General features: G+C 64.0%; 22 protein-coding genes. 9 read left to right on the forward strand and 13 right to left on the reverse strand.

Annotation, left to right across the window (positions count from 1 at the left end):
* Nucleotides 1-278: 278 nt before the first annotated feature.
* From BOP93_RS23790 to nrdR, 11 genes are all read right to left on the reverse strand, one after another.
* Nucleotides 279-1,064 (reverse strand): cobalamin-binding protein, encoded by a 786-nt coding sequence (locus tag BOP93_RS23790; protein WP_065896352.1) that lies wholly within the window; start codon nucleotides 1,062-1,064, stop codon nucleotides 279-281.
* Nucleotides 1,061-1,480, reverse strand: a complete 420-nt coding sequence (locus BOP93_RS23795; RefSeq protein WP_104504863.1) for a nuclear fragile X mental retardation-interacting protein 1 — start codon at nucleotides 1,478-1,480, stop codon at nucleotides 1,061-1,063. The genes BOP93_RS23790 and BOP93_RS23795 overlap by 4 nt, the downstream gene beginning before the upstream one ends.
* Entirely contained in the window at nucleotides 1,477-2,094 is a 618-nt protein-coding gene (gene ribA, locus BOP93_RS23800; RefSeq protein WP_104504864.1) for a GTP cyclohydrolase II, read from the reverse strand. Before ribA ends, BOP93_RS23795 begins: the two co-directional genes overlap by 4 nt.
* 129 nt (nucleotides 2,095-2,223) lie before the next feature.
* Nucleotides 2,224-2,949 carry a substrate-binding periplasmic protein gene (locus tag BOP93_RS23805; RefSeq protein ID WP_104504865.1) on the reverse strand — a complete coding sequence of 242 codons (726 nt, stop codon included), beginning with the start codon at nucleotides 2,947-2,949 and terminating at the stop codon, nucleotides 2,224-2,226.
* A 55-nt stretch (nucleotides 2,950-3,004) separates the two neighbouring features.
* Nucleotides 3,005-3,970: a thiamine-phosphate kinase gene (gene thiL / locus BOP93_RS23810; protein WP_104504866.1), complete on the reverse strand. Its 966-nt coding sequence runs from the start codon at nucleotides 3,968-3,970 to the stop codon at nucleotides 3,005-3,007.
* Between the two features lie 18 nt (nucleotides 3,971-3,988).
* Nucleotides 3,989-4,489: a transcription antitermination factor NusB gene (gene nusB, locus BOP93_RS23815; protein ID WP_065888385.1), complete on the reverse strand. Its 501-nt coding sequence runs from the start codon at nucleotides 4,487-4,489 to the stop codon at nucleotides 3,989-3,991.
* A complete protein-coding gene (gene ribH / locus BOP93_RS23820; protein ID WP_003194576.1) occupies nucleotides 4,486-4,962 on the reverse strand; it encodes a 6,7-dimethyl-8-ribityllumazine synthase in 477 nt (158 codons plus the stop codon). Before ribH ends, nusB begins: the two co-directional genes overlap by 4 nt.
* A gap of 88 nt (nucleotides 4,963-5,050) precedes the next feature.
* A complete protein-coding gene (ribBA, locus tag BOP93_RS23825) occupies nucleotides 5,051-6,142 on the reverse strand; it encodes a bifunctional 3,4-dihydroxy-2-butanone-4-phosphate synthase/GTP cyclohydrolase II (RefSeq protein WP_065949068.1) in 1,092 nt (363 codons plus the stop codon).
* A gap of 15 nt (nucleotides 6,143-6,157) precedes the next feature.
* A complete protein-coding gene (locus BOP93_RS23830) occupies nucleotides 6,158-6,820 on the reverse strand; it encodes a riboflavin synthase (protein WP_065888387.1) in 663 nt (220 codons plus the stop codon).
* Between the two features lie 48 nt (nucleotides 6,821-6,868).
* Nucleotides 6,869-7,996: a bifunctional diaminohydroxyphosphoribosylaminopyrimidine deaminase/5-amino-6-(5-phosphoribosylamino)uracil reductase RibD gene (ribD, locus tag BOP93_RS23835; protein ID WP_065888388.1), complete on the reverse strand. Its 1,128-nt coding sequence runs from the start codon at nucleotides 7,994-7,996 to the stop codon at nucleotides 6,869-6,871.
* Nucleotides 7,993-8,463, reverse strand: a complete 471-nt coding sequence (gene nrdR / locus BOP93_RS23840) for a transcriptional regulator NrdR (RefSeq protein ID WP_065888389.1) — start codon at nucleotides 8,461-8,463, stop codon at nucleotides 7,993-7,995. The genes ribD and nrdR overlap by 4 nt, the downstream gene beginning before the upstream one ends.
* A 140-nt stretch (nucleotides 8,464-8,603) precedes the next feature.
* On the opposite strand from nrdR, the gene BOP93_RS23845 reads away from it, so the two are divergent.
* From BOP93_RS23845 to trxA, 3 genes are all read left to right on the forward strand, one after another.
* Nucleotides 8,604-9,059 carry a YbaY family lipoprotein gene (locus BOP93_RS23845; RefSeq protein ID WP_065891623.1) on the forward strand — a complete coding sequence of 152 codons (456 nt, stop codon included), beginning with the start codon at nucleotides 8,604-8,606 and terminating at the stop codon, nucleotides 9,057-9,059.
* Nucleotides 9,056-9,712 (forward strand): class I SAM-dependent methyltransferase, encoded by a 657-nt coding sequence (locus BOP93_RS23850; RefSeq protein ID WP_104504867.1) that lies wholly within the window; start codon nucleotides 9,056-9,058, stop codon nucleotides 9,710-9,712. Before BOP93_RS23845 ends, BOP93_RS23850 begins: the two co-directional genes overlap by 4 nt.
* A gap of 152 nt (nucleotides 9,713-9,864) precedes the next feature.
* Nucleotides 9,865-10,737: a thioredoxin gene (trxA, locus tag BOP93_RS23855; protein WP_104504868.1), complete on the forward strand. Its 873-nt coding sequence runs from the start codon at nucleotides 9,865-9,867 to the stop codon at nucleotides 10,735-10,737.
* Between the two features lie 104 nt (nucleotides 10,738-10,841).
* On the opposite strand, the gene BOP93_RS23860 is transcribed toward trxA, so the two are convergent.
* Nucleotides 10,842-11,186, reverse strand: coding sequence for a hypothetical protein (locus BOP93_RS23860; RefSeq protein ID WP_065895967.1), 345 nt, complete (start codon nucleotides 11,184-11,186; stop codon nucleotides 10,842-10,844).
* A gap of 131 nt (nucleotides 11,187-11,317) precedes the next feature.
* Here BOP93_RS23860 and BOP93_RS23865 point away from each other — a divergent pair, with 131 nt between their 5' ends.
* The 5 genes from BOP93_RS23865 to BOP93_RS23885 all read left to right on the forward strand — a co-directional run bounded on the left by BOP93_RS23865 (nucleotide 11,318) and on the right by BOP93_RS23885 (nucleotide 15,417).
* Nucleotides 11,318-11,932, forward strand: a complete 615-nt coding sequence (locus tag BOP93_RS23865; RefSeq protein ID WP_065935544.1) for a DUF2796 domain-containing protein — start codon at nucleotides 11,318-11,320, stop codon at nucleotides 11,930-11,932.
* Nucleotides 11,933-11,938: 6 nt separating this feature from the next.
* Nucleotides 11,939-12,649 (forward strand): ABC transporter ATP-binding protein, encoded by a 711-nt coding sequence (locus BOP93_RS23870; protein WP_065891618.1) that lies wholly within the window; start codon nucleotides 11,939-11,941, stop codon nucleotides 12,647-12,649.
* A 1-nt stretch (nucleotide 12,650) separates the two neighbouring features.
* Nucleotides 12,651-13,916, forward strand: a complete 1,266-nt coding sequence (locus tag BOP93_RS23875; RefSeq protein WP_104504869.1) for an ABC transporter permease — start codon at nucleotides 12,651-12,653, stop codon at nucleotides 13,914-13,916.
* Nucleotides 13,917-13,927: 11 nt separating this feature from the next.
* The gene (locus tag BOP93_RS23880) at nucleotides 13,928-14,449 is read left to right on the forward strand and encodes a DUF3299 domain-containing protein (protein ID WP_065932513.1); all 522 of its coding nucleotides are present in this window, start codon (nucleotides 13,928-13,930) and stop codon (nucleotides 14,447-14,449) included.
* Between the two features lie 269 nt (nucleotides 14,450-14,718).
* Nucleotides 14,719-15,417, forward strand: coding sequence for an OmpW/AlkL family protein (locus BOP93_RS23885; protein WP_104504870.1), 699 nt, complete (start codon nucleotides 14,719-14,721; stop codon nucleotides 15,415-15,417).
* Between the two features lie 124 nt (nucleotides 15,418-15,541).
* Here BOP93_RS23885 and BOP93_RS23890 read toward each other — a convergent pair whose 3' ends face one another.
* Entirely contained in the window at nucleotides 15,542-16,426 is an 885-nt protein-coding gene (locus BOP93_RS23890; protein ID WP_083203146.1) for a sugar nucleotide-binding protein, read from the reverse strand.
* 167 nt (nucleotides 16,427-16,593) lie between these two features.
* On the opposite strand from BOP93_RS23890, the gene BOP93_RS23895 reads away from it, so the two are divergent.
* Nucleotides 16,594-20,841 (forward strand): DEAD/DEAH box helicase, encoded by a 4,248-nt coding sequence (locus BOP93_RS23895; RefSeq protein WP_104504871.1) that lies wholly within the window; start codon nucleotides 16,594-16,596, stop codon nucleotides 20,839-20,841.
* Nucleotides 20,842-20,905 lie beyond the last annotated feature (64 nt).

Consider the following 20,905-nt stretch of genomic DNA (forward strand, 5'->3'; position numbering starts at 1 on the left):
CGCGTGGCGGCGGCCCACGGATTCAAGTCTGCGTTCGGGCACACCGAGCCTAAGCGAGGTGCCGAGTGGTGGGGCAAGAGCGTTTTGCTTACTTTTGCGCTTTTCAAAAGTGAGCCGCTGTAAAAGCGGAACCCATAGCAGCCGTTACCGCAGAAACGGATATGTACCCGGTCCAATCCAGCATACTGGTCGGCCCCGAGGCCGCCATCGGGGGCAAGCCCCCTCCCACATTTGAAATGCATTCCCCTGTGGGAGCTGGCTGGCCTGCGATAACGATGTCAGAGGCTAGGCGCAATCACCTGACACAACCGCGCCACCGCTTCCAGCATCTGCCCACTGGGCCGCTCCAGGCCCTTGTCCGGTACCAACCGCACGCGCTCGAACAGGCTCGGCCAGACCTTCCAGGCCTCCCGCTGCGCCTGATCGCCCACCAGGATCAGTTGCGGATCACGCTGCAACACTGACTCAATACTCACCTGCGGCGCCGGCAGCTTGAGGTCGTCGAACACATTGCGCGCCCCGCACACCTTCAACGCATCACTGATGATCTGCTCGCCGCCCACGGTGTACAGCGGCTGGTTCCAGACCTGGTAAAACACGCGCAACGGCTCGGCGCGCCGATAGCGCTGGCGCAGTTCGGCGAGGCGCTGGCGCAGTTGATCGGCCAAGGCCAGGCCGGCGTCGGCACGCCCCAATTGCTCGGCAATGGCCTGGACCTGGCGGGTCAATTGTTCAAGGTCATGGGGTTCGGCAACGTACACCGGGATATTCAGGCGCTGCAATTGCTCGCGCTGAGCCGGGCCGACGCTGCCGGGCCAGAGCAGGATCAGGTCGGGATTGAGGCTGAGCAGGCGCTCCATGTCCAACTGGCCGTAACGCCCGACCGATGGCACCTGCGCAAGGGCCGACGGCCGCTCGCCGCCATCGAGCACACCCACCAAGAGGTCGGCAGCGCCCAGTTCGACAACGATTTCAGACAGCGACGGCGCCAGACTGACAACGCGCTCGGCGGCCAACACCTGAACGCTGAACCCGAGCAACAACGCCAGCCAGTAGCGTTTCATCCCAATTGACGCGGAATGCGATAGAGGTAAAACAACACCGTCGTCGACAGCGCCAGCAAGCACAGCGGCACCGCTTCCAGACCGACGAACACCGCCAACGCGCCGATCCAGGCCGGCAGCGCCGCCACCAGCAAGGCTGTACGTCGACGCGCCGCCAGGGTGATCCAGGCGGCAGGTTCTTCGGCAGTATCGAGGGCCTTGGACGTGGCGATCAACGCATGTTTATAGCCGTGAAAATAACGCAGGCTGAGAAACATCGAGGCCACGCCGGCAATAAAGAACGGCATGGCCAGTACGGGAAGCAAGGACTCGGCGCGGCCGAACACCAGGTTGATCACAAACAACGGGAGCAACGCCAGGGCCAGGTACTGCCACCAGTTGAAGGACAGTCGCCGCTTTACCTGGCCGCGGGTCACGCGCGGTCGACCTCGCCCTGATGCTCGTTGCCCATCATATGGTCGAGCTTGCTGGCTTTGGTGGCCAGGTACAGTTTGTTGTGCGGGTTGTGCCCGGTATGCAGTGGCACTCGCTCGGCGACGGTGATGCCCATTTCGGTCAAGGCTTTGACCTTGCGCGGGTTGTTGGTCATCAGGCGCAGCGACTTCACGCCCAGATGCTCAAGCATCGGCAGGCAGATGGCGTAGTCACGCTGGTCGGCGGCAAAGCCCAGGCGCTCGTTGGCTTCCACGGTGTCGGCACCGCCATCCTGCAATTCATAGGCGCGAATCTTGTTCAAAAGGCCGATGCCACGGCCTTCCTGACGCAAATACAGCAGCACGCCACGGCCCTCGCGGGCGATAGCCTGCAGCGCAGCTTCCAATTGCGAACCGCAGTCGCAGCGCTGGCTGAACAGCGCGTCGCCGGTCAGGCATTCGGAATGCACGCGGCCCAGCACCGGCGCACCATCAGCGATATCGCCCAGGCTGAGCACAACGTGCTCGCGCCCGGTGGCTTCTTCGAGAAAGCCATGCATGGAGAACGTGGCAAAGGGGGTAGGCAGCTTGGAAGCGGCGACGAAAACGACGGGCACCGTGTGCTCCTGATTTCAGATTTCACAGAGGCGGCCATTGTAACAGCCTGTTCCTACAGACGCTTAAGCTGAATGATCGCTGATAAAGATCAATAGGTTCGATTGGCCTTCGGCTTGGTTCTATGCAGGTCAGAACGGATACGGCTGCTTCCAGCGTTGAAAAATCGGCTTCAAGTCGCCGGTTTTCACCAGCACGGCCATGCGCTGGTCGTACAAGGTCCTCAGTGCCCGCCCACGTTCGTTATCGGCAAAGCCCACGTAGAGCGGCAGTTCCGTGAGGTGGGTGAGTGTGAACCGCGACGGATCATCGGCCTGACTGAGCACATACTCGGCTTCGGTGAGCGACTCGATGTAGAGGTCTGCATGGCCATGCTGCAGCATCGACAGGATACCGTCGCGGCGCTCGACCTGGTTGAACCGACGCACGTTCGGCAGGTACTTCTCGTATTTGTAGCCACGCACCCAGGCCAGGCGGTAATCACCGAGCGTCGCCAGGCTCGGCGTGGGCATCGTTGCCAGACCGAGGGCGTAGATATGATCGGAGTCAAAGTGCCAGTGCGGATAAAGTACGTGCTCGGCTTCGTCGCGGTAGGAACCGACCCAACCGTCCACCTCGCCACGCTGGGCCAAGCCGACCGAGCGGGTATAGGGCGCGCTGCGGACTTGCAGGGCGACGCCGGCCGGTTCGAACACCCGGCGTAACACGTCCCAGGCCAGGCCGCTGCCATCCCTGTTGGTGTAGTTGCTCCACTCTTCGCTGGCCAGGACGATCTTGCCGGGCAACCGGGTTTCGTCCGCCTCAAGCGCAGGGGTCATGACGCACAGCATGATCAGCAGCCAGCAGCGCACACTCATAAGGATGACTTCCTACGTGGAGATATTCATATGAAGGGTAACGCAGCAGCGCCAACTACGGCAGCGGATGAAAGTGCTGATAGCCGTGCACGGCCGGAGTGATGTCTTGTCCGTTGGCGTCGAGCAGTGTCACGCCCAGCCCCGCTTGGACCCGACCGATTACATGGACCGGCCAGCCGCCCGCCCGTAACGGCGCCAGTTCGGCCGGCGGCAAGGTGAACACCAGCACATAGTCATCGCCGCCGCTCAACGCGGCTACGTGCGCCTCGTCGCGGCCGACAAACGCCAGCAACGCCGCCGACAACGGCAAGGTGTCGCGCTCGATCAACAGGCTGACAGCCGATGCCCTGGCGATATGCCCGCAATCGGCCAGCAGCCCGTCGGAGATATCCATGGCCGACGTCGCTTTGCCCCGCAGCGCCAGCCCCAAGGCCAGTTGCGGTTGCGGTGACCAGTAGTGGGCGAGCAGCGGTTCGGCGATGGCCGCTTGCGCGCTGCGCTGGCCCAACACCAGCGGCAAGGCCCCGGCCGCGTTGCCCAATTCGCCACCGACACACAACAGATCACCGGGCCGTGCACCGCCGCGCGTCAAGGCCAGCCCGGCCGGCACGCGACCGAACACGGTCAAGGTCAGGCTCAGCGGCCCGCGCGTGGTATCGCCGCCCACCAGGCCCACGCCGCAGCGTTGCGCCATGGCGTTCAAACCCTGGGCATAGCGTTGAAACCAGTCGGCATCGACGGTCGGCGTGGTCAGGGCAAGGGTAAACGCGAGAGGATGGGCGCCCATGGCGGCCAGGTCGCTCACTGCCACGGCCAGCGAGCGCTGGCCGAGCAGGAACGGGTCACACGGGTCGGCAAAGTGTACGCCGGCCACTAAGGTGTCAGTGGAGACTGCCAGTTGCTCCCCGGCGGGGAGCGCCAGCAAGGCGCAGTCGTCGCCGATCCCCAGGGCAATGCCTTCGCCGCCTTGCGCGCAGGGCGCGGCGGCGAAATAGTTGCGGATCAGCTCGAACTCACCCATCAAGGCCCCAAGCGCGACTTAGCGCTTGTGTTCCTTCACTTCGGCTTCACGCAGGCGCGGGGCCAGCTTGTCGAGCACGCCATTGACGAACTTGTGGCCGTCGGTCGAACCGTAGACTTTCGCCAGTTCGATGCCTTCGTTGATCACCACGCGGTACGGCACGTCGACGCGCTTGAGCAGTTCCCAGGTGGACAGGCGCAGCACGGCCAGTTCAACCGGGTCCAGCTCTTCGAGGGTCAGGTCCAGGCAGGGCGCCAAGGCCTTGTCGATCTCGTCCAGGTTGGCCGGAACACCGTGCAGGATGTCGTGGAAGTAGCTCTGGTCGGCGAAGGTGAAATCGTTATCGACGCGAAATTGCGCTTCGATTTCGTTCAGCGCAGTGCCGGCCATGTGGCGCTGGTACAGCGCCTGGGTCGCCAGCTGGCGCGCAGCACGACGCTTTTCGCTTTTCGAAGGCTTGCCGGCGTCGGCTGGACGCTCGTCGCGTGGGTTGAAACGATCGCTTTCGTCGGAAATCACTTGGCCTCCAACTGCGACAGCAGGCTGACCATTTCCAGGGCGGACAGGGCAGCTTCAGCGCCTTTGTTACCGGCCTTGGTACCGGAGCGCTCGATGGCTTGCTCGATGGAATCAACGGTCAGCACGCCGAAAGCGACGGGCACGCCGAACTCCATGGACACCTGGGCCAGGCCCTTGGTGCATTCGCCGGCCACGTATTCGAAGTGCGGGGTACCGCCACGAATGACCGCGCCCAGGGCGATGATTGCCGCGTATTCACCCTGCTGGGCAACCTTTTGCGCAACCAGTGGAATTTCGAAGGCGCCGGGGGCACGGATAAGGGTGATGTCGCTCTCGCTCACACCGTGGCGAACCAGGGCGTCAACGGCACCGCTTACCAGGCTTTCAACCACGAAGCTGTTGAAGCGGCCAACCACCAGGGCATAGCGGCCTTTGGGGGCGATGAAGGTACCTTCGATGGTCTTCAGGGTCATTCGACAAATCTCTTAAAGAGCCGGGACGCGAAAAGTGCGTCCCTCAGTGATGATTTAACCGCGAACAAGGGGCAGGAATCGCCAGCCTTTATTCGGAGGGCACGTATTCTACAACTTCCAGGTCGAATCCGGATATCGCATTAAATTTCATCGGTGCGCTCATCAGGCGCATTTTGCGCACACCGAGGTCGCGCAGGATCTGCGAACCGGCACCGACGATGCTGTAGGTGGTCGGTTTTTTCACCGGCACGTGGTCGGCCGTTTCGCGGATATGCGCCAGCAGTACATCGCCATCCAGCGGGTGGCCAAGCAACAGCACCACACCACTGCCCGCCTCGGAAACCGCGGCCATGGCCGCGCGCAGGCTCCAGCGGCCGGGCTGCTTGACCATCAGCAGGTCGCGCAGCGGGTCCATGTTGTGGACGCGCACCAGGGTCGGCTCTTCGGCGCAAATGGTGCCCAGGGTCAGCGCCATGTGCACGTCGCCTTCCACTGAATCACGGTAGGTCACCAGATTGAATTGGCCCAGTTCGCTGTCCAGCGGCTGCTCGGCAATCCGCTGAACGGTACGTTCGTGGATCATGCGGTAGTGAATCAGGTCGGCAATGGTGCCGATCTTGAGGTTGTGCTCGGCGGCAAACGCTTCGAGTTCACTGCGGCGGGCCATGGTGCCGTCGTCGTTCATCACCTCGCAGATCACCCCGCTCGGCTCGAACCCGGCCATGCGCGCCAGGTCACAGGCAGCTTCGGTATGACCGGCGCGCGCCAGGGTGCCGCCCGGCTGGGCCATCAGCGGGAAGATGTGGCCGGGGCTGACGATGTCTTCAGCCTTGGCGTCTTTCGCAGCGGCGGCCTGCACGGTGCGCGCACGGTCGGCGGCGGAGATGCCGGTGGTGACGCCGGTGGTGGCTTCAATCGATACGGTGAACTTGGTGCCGAAGCCCGAGCCATTACGCGGCGCCATCAACGGCAGCTTGAGCAATTCGCAGCGTTCACGGCTCATGGGCATGCAGATCAACCCACGGGCGTGCTTGGCCATGAAGTTGATGTGCTCGGGCTTGCACGCCTCGGCGGCCATGATGATGTCGCCTTCGTTCTCGCGATCTTCGTCATCCATCAGGATGACCATCTTGCCTTGGCGGATGTCTTCAACCAGTTCTTCGATGCTATTGAGCGCCACGCGGCACCCCCTTGGTCAGGATTTCAGGTAGCCGTTAGCGGCCAGAAAACTTTCGGTGATGGTGCCTGATGCAGGCTCTGCGGCCTTTTCGCCCAGCAACAGGCGCTCCAGGTAACGGGCAAGCAAGTCCACTTCCAGGTTCACCCGCCGGCCTGGCTGGTAGGAGGCCATGATGGTTTCGCTGAGGGTGTGGGGAATGATGGTCAGTTCGAATTCGGCGCCATTCACGGCGTTCACGGTCAGGCTGGTGCCGTCGACGGTGATCGAGCCTTTATGGGCGATGTACTTGGCCAGCTCTTTCGGCGCGCGGATACGAAACTCCACGGCGCGCGCGTTCTCGCTGCGGGCCACGACCTCGCCGACGCCGTCGACATGCCCGCTGACCAGGTGGCCGCCCAGGCGCGTGGTGGGCGTCAGGGCTTTTTCCAGGTTGACCGGGCTGCCGGCCGCAAGATCGTTCATCGCGGTGCAGTCCAGGGTCTCGCGGCTCACATCGGCAGCGAAGCCGTTGCCCGGCAACTCGACGACGGTCAGGCACACACCGCTGACGGCGATGCTGTCGCCCAGCTTGACGTCGCCCAGATCCAGCTTGCCGGTTTCAACCAGCAGGCGAATATCGCCGCCTTTGGGGGTCATTGCACGGATGCTGCCGATGGACTCGATAATGCCGGTGAACATGTCGTTCTCCTGAAAACGGGGGGCTGACGCTCAAGCGCGGGCCGGGAATTATACGCTCGCCGCAGGCACGGGAATGGCAGTGACTCGCCAGTCGTCGCCCACGGCACGCATGTCAGTGATCTTGAGGTGGGGAGCGTCGGCCAGCTTCTCAAGCGGCCAGTCCAGCAAGGGTCGGGCAGCGGAACCGAGAAACTTGCCGGCGACGAAAATCACGTACTCGTCGACCAGCCCCTGCTGGGCAAACGCGCCCGCCAGGCTCGGGCCGGCTTCCACCAGCACTTCGTTGACGCCACGGTTGGCAAGCGCCACCAGCGCCGAGCGCAGGTCGACCTGGCCCTCCACACCCGGTACCACCAGGCACTCGGGGCCACGGGGGAACTGGTTTTCCGGGGTTACGCAGGTGATGACCAATGCCGGGCCCGCCTTGAAGAACGGCGCATCGAGCGGCACCCGCAGACGGCCGTCGATCAACACGCGCAACGGCGGGCGCGACATGGCCAGGGCGGTGGTTTCTGCATCCAGGCCCAGCTCGGCGGCGCGCACGGTCAGCCGGGCGCCGTCGGCCAGCACCGTATCGGCGCCGGTCAGCACCACGCTCGCTTCGGCGCGCAGGCGCTGCACGGCGGCACGGGCGGCGGGGCCGGTGATCCACTGGCTTTCGCCGCTGGCCATCGCGGTACGCCCGTCCAGGCTCATCGCCAACTTGACCCGCACAAATGGCAGGCCGTGTTCCATACGCTTGAGAAAGCCCGGGTTCAGCGCACGCGCTTGAGCTTCCAGTACGCCGCTGCGAACCTCGATGCCGGCCTGGGCCAGGCGCTGCATGCCGCGCCCGGCCACTTCCGGGTTAGGGTCCTGCATGCCTGCCACCACGCGCGCCACACCGGCTGTCACCAGCGCATCGGCGCAGGGCGGTGTACGACCATGGTGGCTGCAGGGCTCGAGGGTGACATAGACCGTAGCGCCACGGGCCTTGTCACCGGCGGCGCGCAAGGCGTTGGGTTCGGCATGGGGCTCGCCGGTGCGTTCGTGCCAGCCTTCGCCGACAATCTGCCCGTCACGCACAATCACGCAGCCTACCCGTGGGTTGGGGTGGGTGGTGTACAGGCCCTTGCGTGCCAATTCGAGGGCGCGCGCCATGTAGTGGGCGTCGAGGACTGCCTGTTCAGACGTCATTGTTTGGAAGGCTCACGGGCCAGGCGGTCGATCTCTTCGCGGAACTCATTGAGGTCCTGGAAGCGTCGATACACCGAGGCGAAACGGATATAGGCGACTTCGTCGAGCTTTTGCAGCTCGCCCATCACCAGTTCGCCGACCACCAGGCTCTTGACCTCGCGCTCGCCGGTCGCGCGCAACTTGTGCTTGATATGCGCCAGCGCCGCCTCCAGACGCTCGACACTCACCGGGCGTTTTTCCAGGGCGCGCTGCATACCGGCGCGCAGTTTTTCTTCGTCGAAGGGCTGGCGGCTGCCGTCGGACTTGATCAGGCGCGGCAATACCAGTTCGGCGGTTTCGAAGGTGGTGAAACGTTCACCGCAGCCAGAGGCCAGGCATTCGCGCCGGCGACGCACTTGATCGCCCTCGGCGACCAGACGCGAGTCAATGACCTTGGTGTCGTTGGCACCGCAGAAGGGACAGTGCATGGTTGGCAGGCAACAAATAATAGGGAGGGCCATGGTAGCGCATCCCCGTCGCAAGACAAGCCATAGCCTTTACGGTATATAGGCAGGCTTATATGTTTCTATTTTTTAAGCCACGGATTTTGTCCTTTCTGGAGCCGTACATGCAGTTACGACCACTCGTTCTACTCACCCTGTTCAGTTTTCTGGTCGCCTGCAGCAGCGAAGCCCCCAAGCCGGCCGCACCTCAGCCAACGCCGGCACAAGAGAAAAAAGTCCCCGGCATCGAAGACCTCGGCCCCCTGCCCGCCTACCAGCGGGAAATCAGCGGCAACCTGACCAATGTGCCGGCCGGCGCCGAAGTCGAGCTAGCGCTGCTGGTGATCGACGAGCGCTCGCGCCCGCAGCAACTGCTCGCCAGCAGCGTATTGACCGGCAACGGCAAGCCCCTGGCCTTTCGCCTGCGCTTCAACCCCGAAGCGTTCCCGGCCGGTGCGCGGGTTGAATTGCGCGGTCGCGCCAGCCAGTCCGGCCAGTTGATCCTGCACCTGCCCGCCGTGCGCATCACCCAGGCGATTACCCAGACCACCGGCCCCCTGCAACTCGTCAAGGCGCCATGACACCACCGCTGCACCTGCAAAGCGCCCTGAGTGAACTGATCGGCGACGCACACCTGGTGCCCTGCCCGCTGCCGGGCACCGAGCTGTCGTTGTGGCTGCTCGACGCTGACAACATGGACCGTGCCTTCAGCCAGGAAGAAACCCGGCGCATCCTGCATGAGCCGCCCTACTGGAGCTTCTGCTGGGCCAGCGGCCTGGCGCTGGCGCGCTATCTGGCGGCGAACCCGGCGTGGGTAGCGGGCAAGCGCGTGCTGGATTTCGGCACCGGCTCCGGCGTGGCCGCGATTGCGGCCGCCAAGGCTGGGGCGTTGGAGGTGGTGGCGTGCGACCTTGATCCGCTGGCGCTGGCGGCTTGCCGGGCGAATGCCGCACTCAACGACGTGCAGCTGGGTTATTCAACCGACTTCTTTGCAGAGGCCGATCGTTTCGACCTGATCCTGGTGGCCGACGTGCTTTACGATCGCGCCAACCTGCCGCTGCTGGATCACTTCCTGACCCGAGCCCGCGAAGCGCTGGTGGCGGACTCGCGGGTGCGCGACTTCCAGCATCCGGATTATCAGCGGCTGGACATCCTCGAGGCGCTGACCCTGCCGGACCTGGCCGAGCCGTGGGAGTTTCGCAAGGTGAGCCTGTACCATTCGCGGCGTCCTTGAGGCCATCGCGGGCAAGCCCACTCCCACAGGGGAATGCATTTCAAAGGTGGGAGCTGGCTTGGCTGCGATAGCGATCTTGCGTCCACGATGCTTTCAGCCAACCGCGCCAGCCCTTATAGTTGCCCCCATTCCCGCTTTATTCGAGACGCCTCATGAGTGAGCCCACGCCGTACATCTTCGACGTCACTGCCGCCAACTTCGAGCAGGCAGTGATTCAGAACTCTTTCGAAAAACCTGTGCTGGTGGACTTCTGGGCCGAGTGGTGCGCGCCGTGCAAGGCGCTGATGCCGATGCTGGCGCAGATTGCCGAGAGTTATCGCGGTGAGTTGCTGCTGGCCAAGGTCGATTGCGAAGCCGAGCAGGACATCGTTGCGCGTTTCGGTATCCAGAGCCTGCCGACGGTGGTGCTGGTCAAGGACGGTCAGCCGGTGGATGGGTTTGCCGGCGCGCAGCCGGAGTCGGCGGTGCGGGCGATGCTCGAGCCCCATGTGCAGATGCCGCCACCGGCTGCAGCCGATCCGCTGGAGCAGGCACAAGCGTTGTTTGCCGAGGGCCGCATCAGCGATGCCGAGGCCATTTTGGTTGCGCTGCTGGGCGAGGACAACACCAACGCCGCCGCGCTGATCCTGTACGCGCGTTGCCTGGCCGAGCGCGGTGAACTGGATGAAGCCCAAACCGTGCTGGACGCCGTAAAAGGCGACGACCACAAGGCCGCCCTCGCCGGGGCCAAGGCGCAAATCACCTTCCTGCGCCAGGCCGCCGACCTGCCGGACAGCGCCGACCTGAAAAGCCGCCTGGCGCAGAACCCGCAGGATGACGAAGCGGCCTATCAGTTGAGCATTCAACAACTGGCGCGCCAGCAATACGACGCCGCCCTGGAAGGCCTGCTCAAGCTGTTCGTGCGCAATCGCAGCTACAGCGAGGGCCTGCCACACAAGACCTTGCTGCAGGTGTTCGAACTGCTGGGCAATGATCACCCGCTGGTCACGGTGTACCGCCGCAAATTGTTTGCCGCGCTGTACTAACCCTCACCCTGTAGGAGCGAGCTTGCTCGCGAAGGCCGTCAACGATAACGCGGGCATCCTGAATGAACGCGGCGCCTATGCGTTTTTCGCGAGCGAGCTCGCTCCTACGAAGCGTCGATCCAGGTGTACAGCGGCGTGTCTGCGCCGCTGGTCACTTTCACTTTGGTGCTGTGGCGCAGGCGCACCAGAAGGCGCTTGCCTGCGGCGGCATCGCCGGCCAACCCTTCCAGTTGATCGAGCAACTCCAGGCCGCTGAGCTGCCCGGCGTTGCGCAACAGATCCTGGGCGTTCTGCCATAGATCCTCACTTTGCCTGACCGGTACCGCCGTCGACTCGGCCGGCACCGGGGCGGCCTGCAAGTGTGCGCCCAGTCGCGCCCAATCGCCGTCGTCCAGTTCCAGGGTCAAGTCCACCGGCAGGTCGCCGACGGTTCCACGAATTCGCAACATCGTCCTTACTCCCGCATTTTTTCTGACGGACATGCTCCCATGCAGCTTGCGCAACGCCAAGCGGACGGTCAAACTCTCGGCACTATTGTTATAAGATCACATAACAAAACTTTCATCTGTGGAGTCCTGTCATGCGCCGTCTGCTGCTTGCTTTGCCGTTTGCCCTGCTGCCTCTGGCTGTCGCTCACGCCCATGAAGATCACGATCATGAGCATGGCAGCCTCGGCGCTCACGAACACGGTGTGGGCCGTCTCAATGCAGTGCTGGACGGCCAGAGTCTGGAGCTTGAGCTGGACAGCCCGGCGATGAACCTGGTGGGTTTCGAACACGTCGCGACCAGTGCCGCCGACAAAGCCAAAGTCGCCGCCGCGCGCAAACAGCTGGAAAGTCCGCTGGCACTGTTCAACGTGCCCAAGGCCGCCGGTTGCGTCGTCAGCACCCAGGAACTCAACAGCCCGCTGTTCGGCGACAAGCCCGAAGCCGATCACGATGATGACGATGACGATAACAATGACCACGCCACCGACGGCAAAGGCGCTGCCGCCCATGAACATCATCATGACCACAGCGAAATCCATGCCCACTACCAGTTCACCTGCGCCAAGCCAGAGGCACTGAGCAACCTGGACCTGAGCCAAGTGTTCAAGACCTTCCCCGCCACCCGGAAAATTCAGGTACAACTGATCGGCCCGAGCGGCCAGCAAGGTGCTGACGCGACCGCCACTGCAGCCACCCTGAAGTTCTGAGTTCACATGACCCCTGCATTGATCGAACTGTCCGACCTGGGCTTCAACTGGCCCGGTCACCCCCAGTTGCTGGACATCCCCGCGTTCCGCCTGGAGCCGGGGCAAACCCTGTTCCTCAAGGGCCCCAGCGGCAGTGGCAAAACCACCTTGCTCGGGTTGCTTGGCGGTGTGCACAAACCCAGCCGAGGCAGTATCCGCCTGCTCGGCCAGGAGCTGACCGAACTGTCTGCCGGTGCCCGTGACCGTTTTCGTGTGGACCACACCGGCTACATCTTCCAGCAGTTCAACCTGCTGCCGTTTTTGTCGGTACGCGAAAACGTCGAGCTGCCTTGCCACTTTTCCAAGCTGCGGGCCCGGCGCGCGGCCCAGCGCCACGGCAGTGTCGACCAGGCCGCAGCGACCTTGCTCGCGCACCTGGGTCTGAACGACCCGGACTTGCTCGAGCGCCGCGCCGATTCGCTGTCCATCGGCCAGCAACAACGGGTGGCCGCCGCCCGTGCGCTGATCGGTCAACCGGAACTGGTGATCGCCGACGAGCCCACCTCGGCCCTCGACTACGACGCCCGCGAAGCATTCATTCAACTGCTGTTCGCCGAATGCCGCGAAGCGGGCGCCAGCCTGTTGTTTGTCAGCCACGACCAAAGCCTGGCCCCGCTGTTCGACCGCAACCTGTCGCTGGCCGAACTCAATCGCGCCGCCACGCCTGCAGAGGTTTGAGATGTATTTGTTTCGTCTGGCCATGGCCAGCCTGGCCAACCGCCGCTTTACCGCGATCCTCACCGCCTTCGCCATCGCGCTTTCCGTCTGCCTGTTACTGGCGGTGGAGCGCGTGCGCGTTGAAGCGCGCAACAGCTTCGCCAGTACCATCAGCGGCACCGACCTGATCGTCGGGGCGCGCTCGGGCTCGGTAAACCTGCTGCTGTACTCGGTGTTTCGCATCGGCAACGCCACCAATAACATCCGCTGGGACAGCTACGAGCACTTCGCCGCCAACCCCCAGGTGAAATGGGCGATTCCGATTTCCCTGGGCGATTCCCATCGCGGTTACCGGGTGATGGGCACCAACGCATCCTACTTCGAGCATTACCAGTACGGTCGCAAACAGAACCTTGAACTGGCCAGCGGCCGCGCGTTTGCCACCGACCCGTTCGAAGTGGTGCTCGGCGCCGAGGTCGCCGAGGCCCTGCACTACACGCTCGGCGACAAGCTGGTGCTGGCCCATGGCGTGGCGGTGGTCAGCCTGGTCAAGCACGATGACAAGCCCTTCACCGTGGTCGGCATCCTCAAGCGCACCGGCACGCCGGTGGACCGCACGCTGCATATCAGCCTCGGCGGCATGGAGGCGATCCACATCGACTGGCACAACGGTGTCCCGGCCCAGGGCAAAGGCCGTATCAGCGCCGATCAGGCGCGCAATATGGACCTGACCCCGCAAGCCATCACCGCGTTCATGCTCGGTTTGAACAACAAGATTTCCACCTTCGCGCTGCAACGGGAAATCAATGAATTCCGTGGCGAACCGATGCTGGCGATCCTGCCGGGCGTGGCGTTGCAAGAGCTGTGGAGCATGATGGGCACGGCCGAAAAAGCCTTGTTCGTGATCTCGTTGTTCGTGGTGCTGACCGGGTTGATCGGCATGCTCACGGCGATCCTCACCAGCCTCAACGAACGCCGCCGCGAGATGGCGATCCTGCGCTCGGTGGGCGCACGGCCTTGGCATATCGCCACGCTTTTGATCTTCGAGGCCTTCGCGCTGGCGCTGTCCGGCGTGGTGGCAGGACTTGGTTTGCTGTACCTGTGCATCGCCGCATCGCGGGGCTATCTGCAGGCCAACTACGGCCTGGACCTGCCGATGGCATGGCCGAGCGAATATGAATGGACGCTGCTCGCCGGTATCCTGGCGGCGGCGCTGTTGATGGGCAGCGTGCCCGCCTGGCGTGCCTATCGCCAGTCGTTGGCCGATGGGCTGTCCATTCGTTTATGAGGAAGCTGTCGATGCGTCGTGCCCTGTTTGCCCTGTTGCTGCTGGTGGCCGTACCTGCCTGGGCCGAGGAGCAGCCCCGGGATTTGTCGTGGCAGGAAATGATCCCACCGGATGCGCCACCGGAAGTGCCCAATATGAAACCGCTGCACGACCTGTCGAACATGGCCGATGCCTTGTCCGTCGAGGCCGCGCCCGCCGCTAAACAGGACTTGCCCAACGCGCCGGTGGTGCAGAGCCTCGACGGCCGGCACATTCGTTTGCCGGGGTACATCGTGCCGCTGGAAGTGAGCGAAGAGGGCCGCACCACCGAGTTCCTGCTGGTGCCGTATTTCGGCGCGTGCATCCATGTGCCGCCACCGCCGTCGAACCAGATCGTGCATGTGAAAAGCGAAGTTGGGGTGAAACTCGACGAGCTGTACCAGCCGTACTGGATAGAAGGCGCGATGCAGGTCAAGCCGTCGTCCAGTGAGTTGGCTGACGCCGGTTACCAGATGGATGCCGAGAAGATCTACATGTACGAGCTGGAGGAATAACCCCTCCCCTCAAACACACCGAAGATCAAATGTGGGAGGGGGCTTGCCCGCGACGACGTCGGCCCAGCAAACACTGATGTTGGTTGACCCACCGCTATCGGGGGCAAGCCCCCTCCCACAGGGGATCTGCGCTAACTGACCGGTACTGGGGCAAGCCCCCCCACAGTTTTTTGCGGCGTGGTTAGCCTTTCATTGAGCTGAGTCAAAAGATCGTGCGGAACGATCTTTACCATTGGACGTACAACTTTTAACGTCCTTTTGGAGCTCCCATGAACAAGTCTCTGCTCGGCGCGTCCCTCTTCGCGCTCGCCCTCGTCGTCCCTGTCGCTCACGCCCACCGGGCGGGCGACATTCTGGTTCGCGCCGGTGCAATCACCGTGAACCCGAAGGCCGACAGCAGCAGCGTCAAGGTTGACCAGGGCCCATTGGCCGGCGCCAACCTGGGCGGCAAGGCGACCATGAGCAGCGACACCCAACTGGGCTTGAACTTCGCCTACATGATCACCGATCACGTCGGTATCGAACTGCTGGCCGCCACGCCGTTCGAGCACGATGTAAAGATCAAGAATACCGCCCTCGGCGCCGCCAACGGCAAGCTCGGCACACTCAAACACCTGCCGCCGACCCTGAGCGTCGTGTACTACCCGCTGGACCACCAGTCCGCCTTTCAACCCTATGTGGGCGCCGGTATCAACTACACCTGGATCTATGACGAACACGTCGGCAGCCGCGCCGAGCAAGCCGGCTTCAGCAACTTCAAGGCCGAGAACTCCTGGGGCTGGGCCGCGCAGATCGGCGCCGACTACATGATCAACGACAAATGGATGATCAACGCCCAGGCGCGCTACATCGACATCAGCACCAAGGCGACTGTGGATAACAACGCGCTGGGCCAGGGCACTCGGGCCAAGGTCAATGTGGATGTCGACCCGATGGTCTACATGGTGGGTATTGGCTACAAGTTCTAAATAACACGGCATAACAATGTGGGAGGGGGCTTGCCCCCGATAGCGGTGGACCAGTCAATAAATCTTTGACTGACACTCTGCTATCGGGGGCAAGCCCCCTCCCACATTGGGTTCTGTGTTGTTTTCAGAAGTGGCGGTAGAACCGGTCGAGCAACGCTGGCAAGCCTGCCCGCCATGCCCTTGGCTTGATGCCAAAGGTATGCAGGATTTTCTTGCAGGCCAGCACCGCGTGCTGTGGCTCGTCCGCCGCATCCGGCCGCGCGGCGTGGGCCTGGGCGGTGGGCGACTCGATGGCCAGGGCGTGGAAGTTGCGGGCTTCGGTGATAATCGCCTGGCCCAGCGCCAGCGGTGTGGTCGCCTCGTGACCGGCGTAGTGGTAGGTGCCCCACAGCGGCGCCGCGCAATCGAGTTGCTTGAGCACGGAAATGATCACCCGCGCCGCATCGTCCACCGGCGTCGGGTTGCCACGACGGTCGTCGGCCATCAACAACTCATCCGGCTGTTCGGCCCGGGCCAGGAAGCGCCCGAGGGTGCCGTCGACGCTGTCATCCAGCAACCAGCCAAACCGCAGCAGCACATGCTGCGGGCAGGTGGCGCGTACGCTTTGCTCGATACGCCACAGCGCCTGGCCGCGCAGGCCCAGGGGCACCGGCTCGTCTTTTTCGCTGTAGGCGGTGGCGCGGGAACCATCGAACACGCGGTAGCTGGACGGTTGCACCAGGGTAATGCTGTGGTGCTGGCACAGTTCGGCCAGGCGTTCGATGGCGAATTCCTGGGAAGCCAGGCGGGTTTCGCTGACGGCTTCGGCCTGGAACCAGTCGAAATAGTAGGCGAGGTTGATCAATGCATCGGGACGGGTGTCGTCGAGCAATTGGGTGAGGCTCGCGGCATCCCAGCCGTCTTGGGGCGGTTTGGGGGCGAGGAAACCGATGTCTTCCTCTGCACCGAGGCGAATCAGCGCCTGCCCGAGGGCATTCCCGCCGCCCAGTAACATAAGGCGCATTCGCATAGATTGAGCAGGCCCGGTCTGTTTGGAACGATGGTTGTTGTCGGCAGGCGCGTGAGCCTTGCCGTAGGTTTATTCCAGAATCGTTGCATTTTGCGGGTTTGTAGCGCAACCGTCACGGACAAAGTAGGTGTTTGCAACTTGTTGGAGCGACGGGTATCAATCACTACATGAACCTTCCCGACTCAACAGACAGGGCACTGGACGGCTTCCACCCCGCAGTCAGTACCTGGTTTCGCAGCACCTTCCCCTCGGTGACCGACGCGCAGGCCCGGGCGTGGCCGCTGATCCGTCAACGCCGTTCGACGCTGATCGCCGCGCCGACCGGTTCGGGCAAGACCCTGACCGCCTTTCTCGCGGTGCTGGACGACTTGGTCCACCAGGGTCTGGCCAACGGCGGCCAACTGCCCGATGAAACCCTGGTGGTCTACATTTCGCCGCTCAAGGCGCTGTCCAACGACATTCAACTCAACCTGCAAAACCCGCTGGCCGGCATCACCGAGCACCTTGAAAAATCCGGCCTGCCGCCGTTGGTGATCCGCACCGCAGTGCGCACCGGCGACACTCCGCAAAAAGACCGCGCGCAGATGCGCAAGCGTGCGCCGCACATCCTGGTCACCACCCCGGAATCGCTGTATGTGCTGCTGGGCTCGGACTCGGGCAGACAGATGCTCGCCAGCACGCGCACGGTGATCGTCGATGAGATCCACGCGATTGCCGCCGGCAAGCGCGGCAGCCACTTGGCGTTAAGCCTGGAGCGCCTGCAAGCCTTGTGCGCCGAGGCGCTGACGCGCATCGGCCTGTCGGCCACGCAAAAGCCTATCGACGCGGTGTCGCGGTTTTTGGTCGGTACCGGCCGCGAGTGCGCCATTGTCGACATCGGCCACGCCCGCCCGCGCGACCTGGCTATCGAAGTGCCGCCGGTGCCGCTCTCGGCGGTGATGGCCAATGATGTGTGGGAGCTGGTCTACGACCGCCTCGCCGAGCTGGCGCGCGAACACCGCACCACGCTGATATTCGTGAACACCCGGCGCCTGGCCGAACGCTTGGCGCGGCATCTGAGCGAGCGTTTGGGCAAGACGGCGGTGGCCGCCCACCACGGCAGCCTGGCCAAGGAAATGCGCCTGGACGCCGAGCAACGCCTCAAGGCCGGTGCGCTGCAGGTGCTGATCGCCACCGCGTCGCTGGAGCTGGGCATTGATATCGGCGATGTGGACCTGGTCTGCCAGATCAGTTCGCCCGGCTCGATCAACGGGTTTCTGCAACGGGTCGGCCGCTCCGGGCACCAGGTCGGCGGCACGCCCAAGGGCCGCCTGTTTGCCACCACCCGCGACGACCTGATCGAATGCGCCGCCCTCCTCGACTGCGTGCGCCGTGGCGAGCTCGACACCCTGCACATCCCCGTGGCGCCGCTGGACGTGCTGGCCCAGCAGATCATCGCCGAAGTCAGCGCGCGCGAATGGTCGGAAGCTGCCCTGCTGACGCTTGTCCGCCGCGCCGCGCCCTATGCCACGCTGGACGAGCGCCATTACCAGGCGCTGTTGCACATGCTCGCCGACGGCTACAACGGCCGCCAGGGCATGCGCAGCGCTTATCTGCATCGGGACGCCGTGACTCATACCCTGCGCGGCCGCCGTGGCGCTCGGCTCACGGCCGTGACCAGCGGCGGCACCATCCCCGACAACGCCGACTACAGCGTGCTGCTCGAGCCCCAGAGCCTGAACATCGGCAGCGTCAACGAAGACTTTGCGGTGGAAAGCATCGCCGGCGATATTTTCCAGCTCGGCAATACGTCCTACCGCATCCTGCGGGTGGAGGCCGGCAAGGTGCGCGTCGAGGACGCCCACGGTCAGCCGCCGACCATTCCGTTCTGGATGGGCGAAGCGCCGGGGCGCAGCAACGAGTTGTCGGCGGCCGTGGCCCGTTTGCAGGGGCAGTTGGACAACCTGCTCGGCGCCAGCCCGGGTGACCTGCGACCGGCGCAGGCGTGGCTCACCGACACCCTCGGTCTGAGCCGCGCCAGCGCCGAGCAACTGCTGGATTACCTGGCCCGCACGCGCCTGGCCCTCAGCGCCTTGCCGTCGCAGGACACCTTGATCATGGAGCGGTTTTTCGACGCGTCCGGCGGCACCCAGTTGATCATCCACACGCCCTTTGGCAGCCGCATCAACCGCGCCTGGGGCCTGGCCCTGCGCAAGCGCTTTTGCCGCACCTTCAACTTCGAGCTGCAAGCGGCGGCCAGCGAAAATGCGATTGTGCTGTCGCTGTCCACCAGCCACAGCTTCGCGCTGGATGACGTGTGGCGCTACCTCAACAGCAACAGCGCCGAACATTTGCTGATCCAGGCCGTGCTGGATGCGCCGCTGTTCGGCGTGCGCTGGCGCTGGAACGCCGGCGTGGCCCTGGCATTGCCGCGCTACACCGGCGGGCGCAAGGTGGCGCCGCAGATCCAGCGCATGAAAAGCGAAGACCTGATCGCCAGTGTGTTTCCCGACCAGATTGCCTGCCTGGAAAACCTCGCCGGCGAGCGCGAAGTGCCCGACCACCCGCTGGTGGAACAAACCCTCGATGACTGCCTGCATGAAGCCATGGACAGCGAAGGCTGGCTGGCCCTGTTGCGACGCATGGAAGCAGGCGACGTGCGCATGGTCAGCCGCGACCTGCCCGCGCCCTCGCCGATGGCCGCCGAAATTCTCAGCGCGCGCCCCTACACCTTTCTCGATGACGCGCCACTGGAAGAACGCCGCACCCAGGCCGTGCTCAACCGCCGCTGGAGCGACCCGCAGAGTACCGACGATCTCGGCGCACTGGATGCCGAGGCGATCGCCGGGGTACGCGAGGAGGCCTGGCCCGCGCCCCAGGGGCCGGATGAAATGCACGAAGCGCTGATGAGCCTGGCCTGTATTGCAGAGCAGGAGGTCACGCCAGAATGGGCCAAGTGGCTGCGGGCTTTGCACAAGGCCGGACGCGCTTATCCGTTGCCCAACGGCCTGTGGGTGGCCGTGGAACGCTTGAGCTGTTTACAGGCAATCTACCCGCACAACCTGCCGCTGCTGCCGGGTTTCGATGAGCCGTGGACATCCGATGAGGCCTTGGTGGAAGTGCTGCGCGCGCGCCTGGGCGGTTTCGGCCCATTGACGCTGCCCGAGATTGCCGCGCCCCTGGCGCTGCTCCCCGCTACCGTGGCCCAGGGGTTGGCGCGGCTGGAGCAGGAAGGCTACGTGCTGCGCGGGCACTTCAGCCCAGGCTGTAGCGCTGAGCAATGGTGCGAGCGGCACCTGCTGGCGCGTATTCATCGCTACACAGTCAAGCGCCTGCGCCGGGAGATCGAACCGGTGGCGCTGCAGGATTTCATGCGTTTTCTGTTCGACTGGCAGCACTTGTCCGACAGCACGCGCGGCCAGGGCAGCGCGGTGTTGCCGCAGATAGTCGCCCAGTTCGAAGGCTACGCCGCCGCCACTTCGGCCTGGGACAGTGACCTGCTCAGTGCGCGTATCAAGGATTACGCCTCGACCTGGCTCGACGACCTGTGCCGCAGTGGCAAACTGGTGTGGACGCGCCTGAGCCACAAAGCCGGCGCCATTGCCTTGCGCAGCACGCCAATCGTGCTGTTACCGCGCAGTCAGGTGCCGTTGTGGAGCGGGCTGACCGAACAGACCGACAGCACGACGCTGTCGCCCAAGGCGCAGAAAGTCCATTTGGCCCTGCGCGAACAAGGCGCGTTGTTTTTTGATGAGCTGGTGCATGAAGCCCATCTGCTGCGCAGCGAATTGGAAACCGCGTTGCAGGAGCTGGTCGGCGCGGGGTTGGTGAATGCCGACAGCTTCGCCGGGCTGCGCGCCCTGACCACGCCCGCCAGCAAACGCCAGGCGCGCAGCAGCCGGCGTGGACGCGGCGCCTTTATCGGCGGCATGGACGATGCCGGGCGCTGGGCCTTGATTCGCCGCGCGCCAGGCGAGCCCGGTGCGCATTCGGCCGAGACGCTGGAACATGTCGCGATGACCCTGCTGCGCCGCTATGGCGTGGTCTTCTGGCGCCTGCTGGAGCGCGAAGCGGACTGGTTGCCGAGCTGGCGCGAATTGCTGCGCACCTACCACCGCCTCGAAGCGCGGGGCGAGATTCGCGGCGGGCGGTTTGTCAGTGGCCTGGCGGGGGAACAGTTCGCACTGCCGGAGGCGATCCCGTTGCTGCGTGAAGTACGGCGCCGGCCCCATGACGGCAGCTTGATCGCAGTGTGCGGGGCCGACCCGCTGAACCTTGTCGGCACACTGCTGCCGGGAAGCAAAGTGCCGGCGGTGAGTGGCAATCGGATTGTGTACAAGGATGGCGTGCCGGCGGGGGTGATGGTGGGGGGTAAGCAGCAGGTGTTGCTGGAGGTGGATCAGCAGGCGATTCAGGAGAAGTTGCTCAGGCGGTGAGTTTGAGGGCCTCATCGGGGGCAAGCCCCCTCCCACACTGGATCTGCGAACACCGTTCAAATGT

Origin of the sequence: Pseudomonas orientalis (genome assembly GCF_002934065.1) — a bacterium.
Classification (GTDB): domain Bacteria; phylum Pseudomonadota; class Gammaproteobacteria; order Pseudomonadales; family Pseudomonadaceae; genus Aquipseudomonas; species Aquipseudomonas orientalis_A.

Excerpts from the sequence above, each read along its gene's own strand:
- ribH (WP_003194576.1), bottom strand. The coding sequence starts at position 4,962 with ATGACCCTGAAGACCATCGAAGGTACCTTCATCGCCCCCAAAGGCCGC.
- BOP93_RS23850 (WP_104504867.1), top strand. The coding sequence starts at position 9,056 with ATGACACCACCGCTGCACCTGCAAAGCGCCCTGAGTGAACTGATCGGC.
- BOP93_RS23860 (WP_065895967.1), bottom strand. The coding sequence starts at position 11,186 with ATGTTGCGAATTCGTGGAACCGTCGGCGACCTGCCGGTGGACTTGACC.
- BOP93_RS23880 (WP_065932513.1), top strand. The coding sequence starts at position 13,928 with ATGCGTCGTGCCCTGTTTGCCCTGTTGCTGCTGGTGGCCGTACCTGCC.
- BOP93_RS23870 (WP_065891618.1), top strand. The coding sequence starts at position 11,939 with ATGACCCCTGCATTGATCGAACTGTCCGACCTGGGCTTCAACTGGCCC.
- nrdR (WP_065888389.1), bottom strand. The coding sequence starts at position 8,463 with ATGCACTGTCCCTTCTGCGGTGCCAACGACACCAAGGTCATTGACTCG.
- BOP93_RS23845 (WP_065891623.1), top strand. The coding sequence starts at position 8,604 with ATGCAGTTACGACCACTCGTTCTACTCACCCTGTTCAGTTTTCTGGTC.
- BOP93_RS23895 (WP_104504871.1), top strand. The coding sequence starts at position 16,594 with ATGAACCTTCCCGACTCAACAGACAGGGCACTGGACGGCTTCCACCCC.
- thiL (WP_104504866.1), bottom strand. The coding sequence starts at position 3,970 with ATGGGTGAGTTCGAGCTGATCCGCAACTATTTCGCCGCCGCGCCCTGC.
- BOP93_RS23805 (WP_104504865.1), bottom strand. The coding sequence starts at position 2,949 with ATGAGTGTGCGCTGCTGGCTGCTGATCATGCTGTGCGTCATGACCCCT.
- BOP93_RS23790 (WP_065896352.1), bottom strand. The coding sequence starts at position 1,064 with ATGAAACGCTACTGGCTGGCGTTGTTGCTCGGGTTCAGCGTTCAGGTG.
- BOP93_RS23890 (WP_083203146.1), bottom strand. The coding sequence starts at position 16,426 with ATGCGAATGCGCCTTATGTTACTGGGCGGCGGGAATGCCCTCGGGCAG.
- trxA (WP_104504868.1), top strand. The coding sequence starts at position 9,865 with ATGAGTGAGCCCACGCCGTACATCTTCGACGTCACTGCCGCCAACTTC.
- BOP93_RS23865 (WP_065935544.1), top strand. The coding sequence starts at position 11,318 with ATGCGCCGTCTGCTGCTTGCTTTGCCGTTTGCCCTGCTGCCTCTGGCT.
- BOP93_RS23885 (WP_104504870.1), top strand. The coding sequence starts at position 14,719 with ATGAACAAGTCTCTGCTCGGCGCGTCCCTCTTCGCGCTCGCCCTCGTC.
- BOP93_RS23875 (WP_104504869.1), top strand. The coding sequence starts at position 12,651 with ATGTATTTGTTTCGTCTGGCCATGGCCAGCCTGGCCAACCGCCGCTTT.
- BOP93_RS23830 (WP_065888387.1), bottom strand. The coding sequence starts at position 6,820 with ATGTTCACCGGCATTATCGAGTCCATCGGCAGCATCCGTGCAATGACC.
- ribD (WP_065888388.1), bottom strand. The coding sequence starts at position 7,996 with ATGACGTCTGAACAGGCAGTCCTCGACGCCCACTACATGGCGCGCGCC.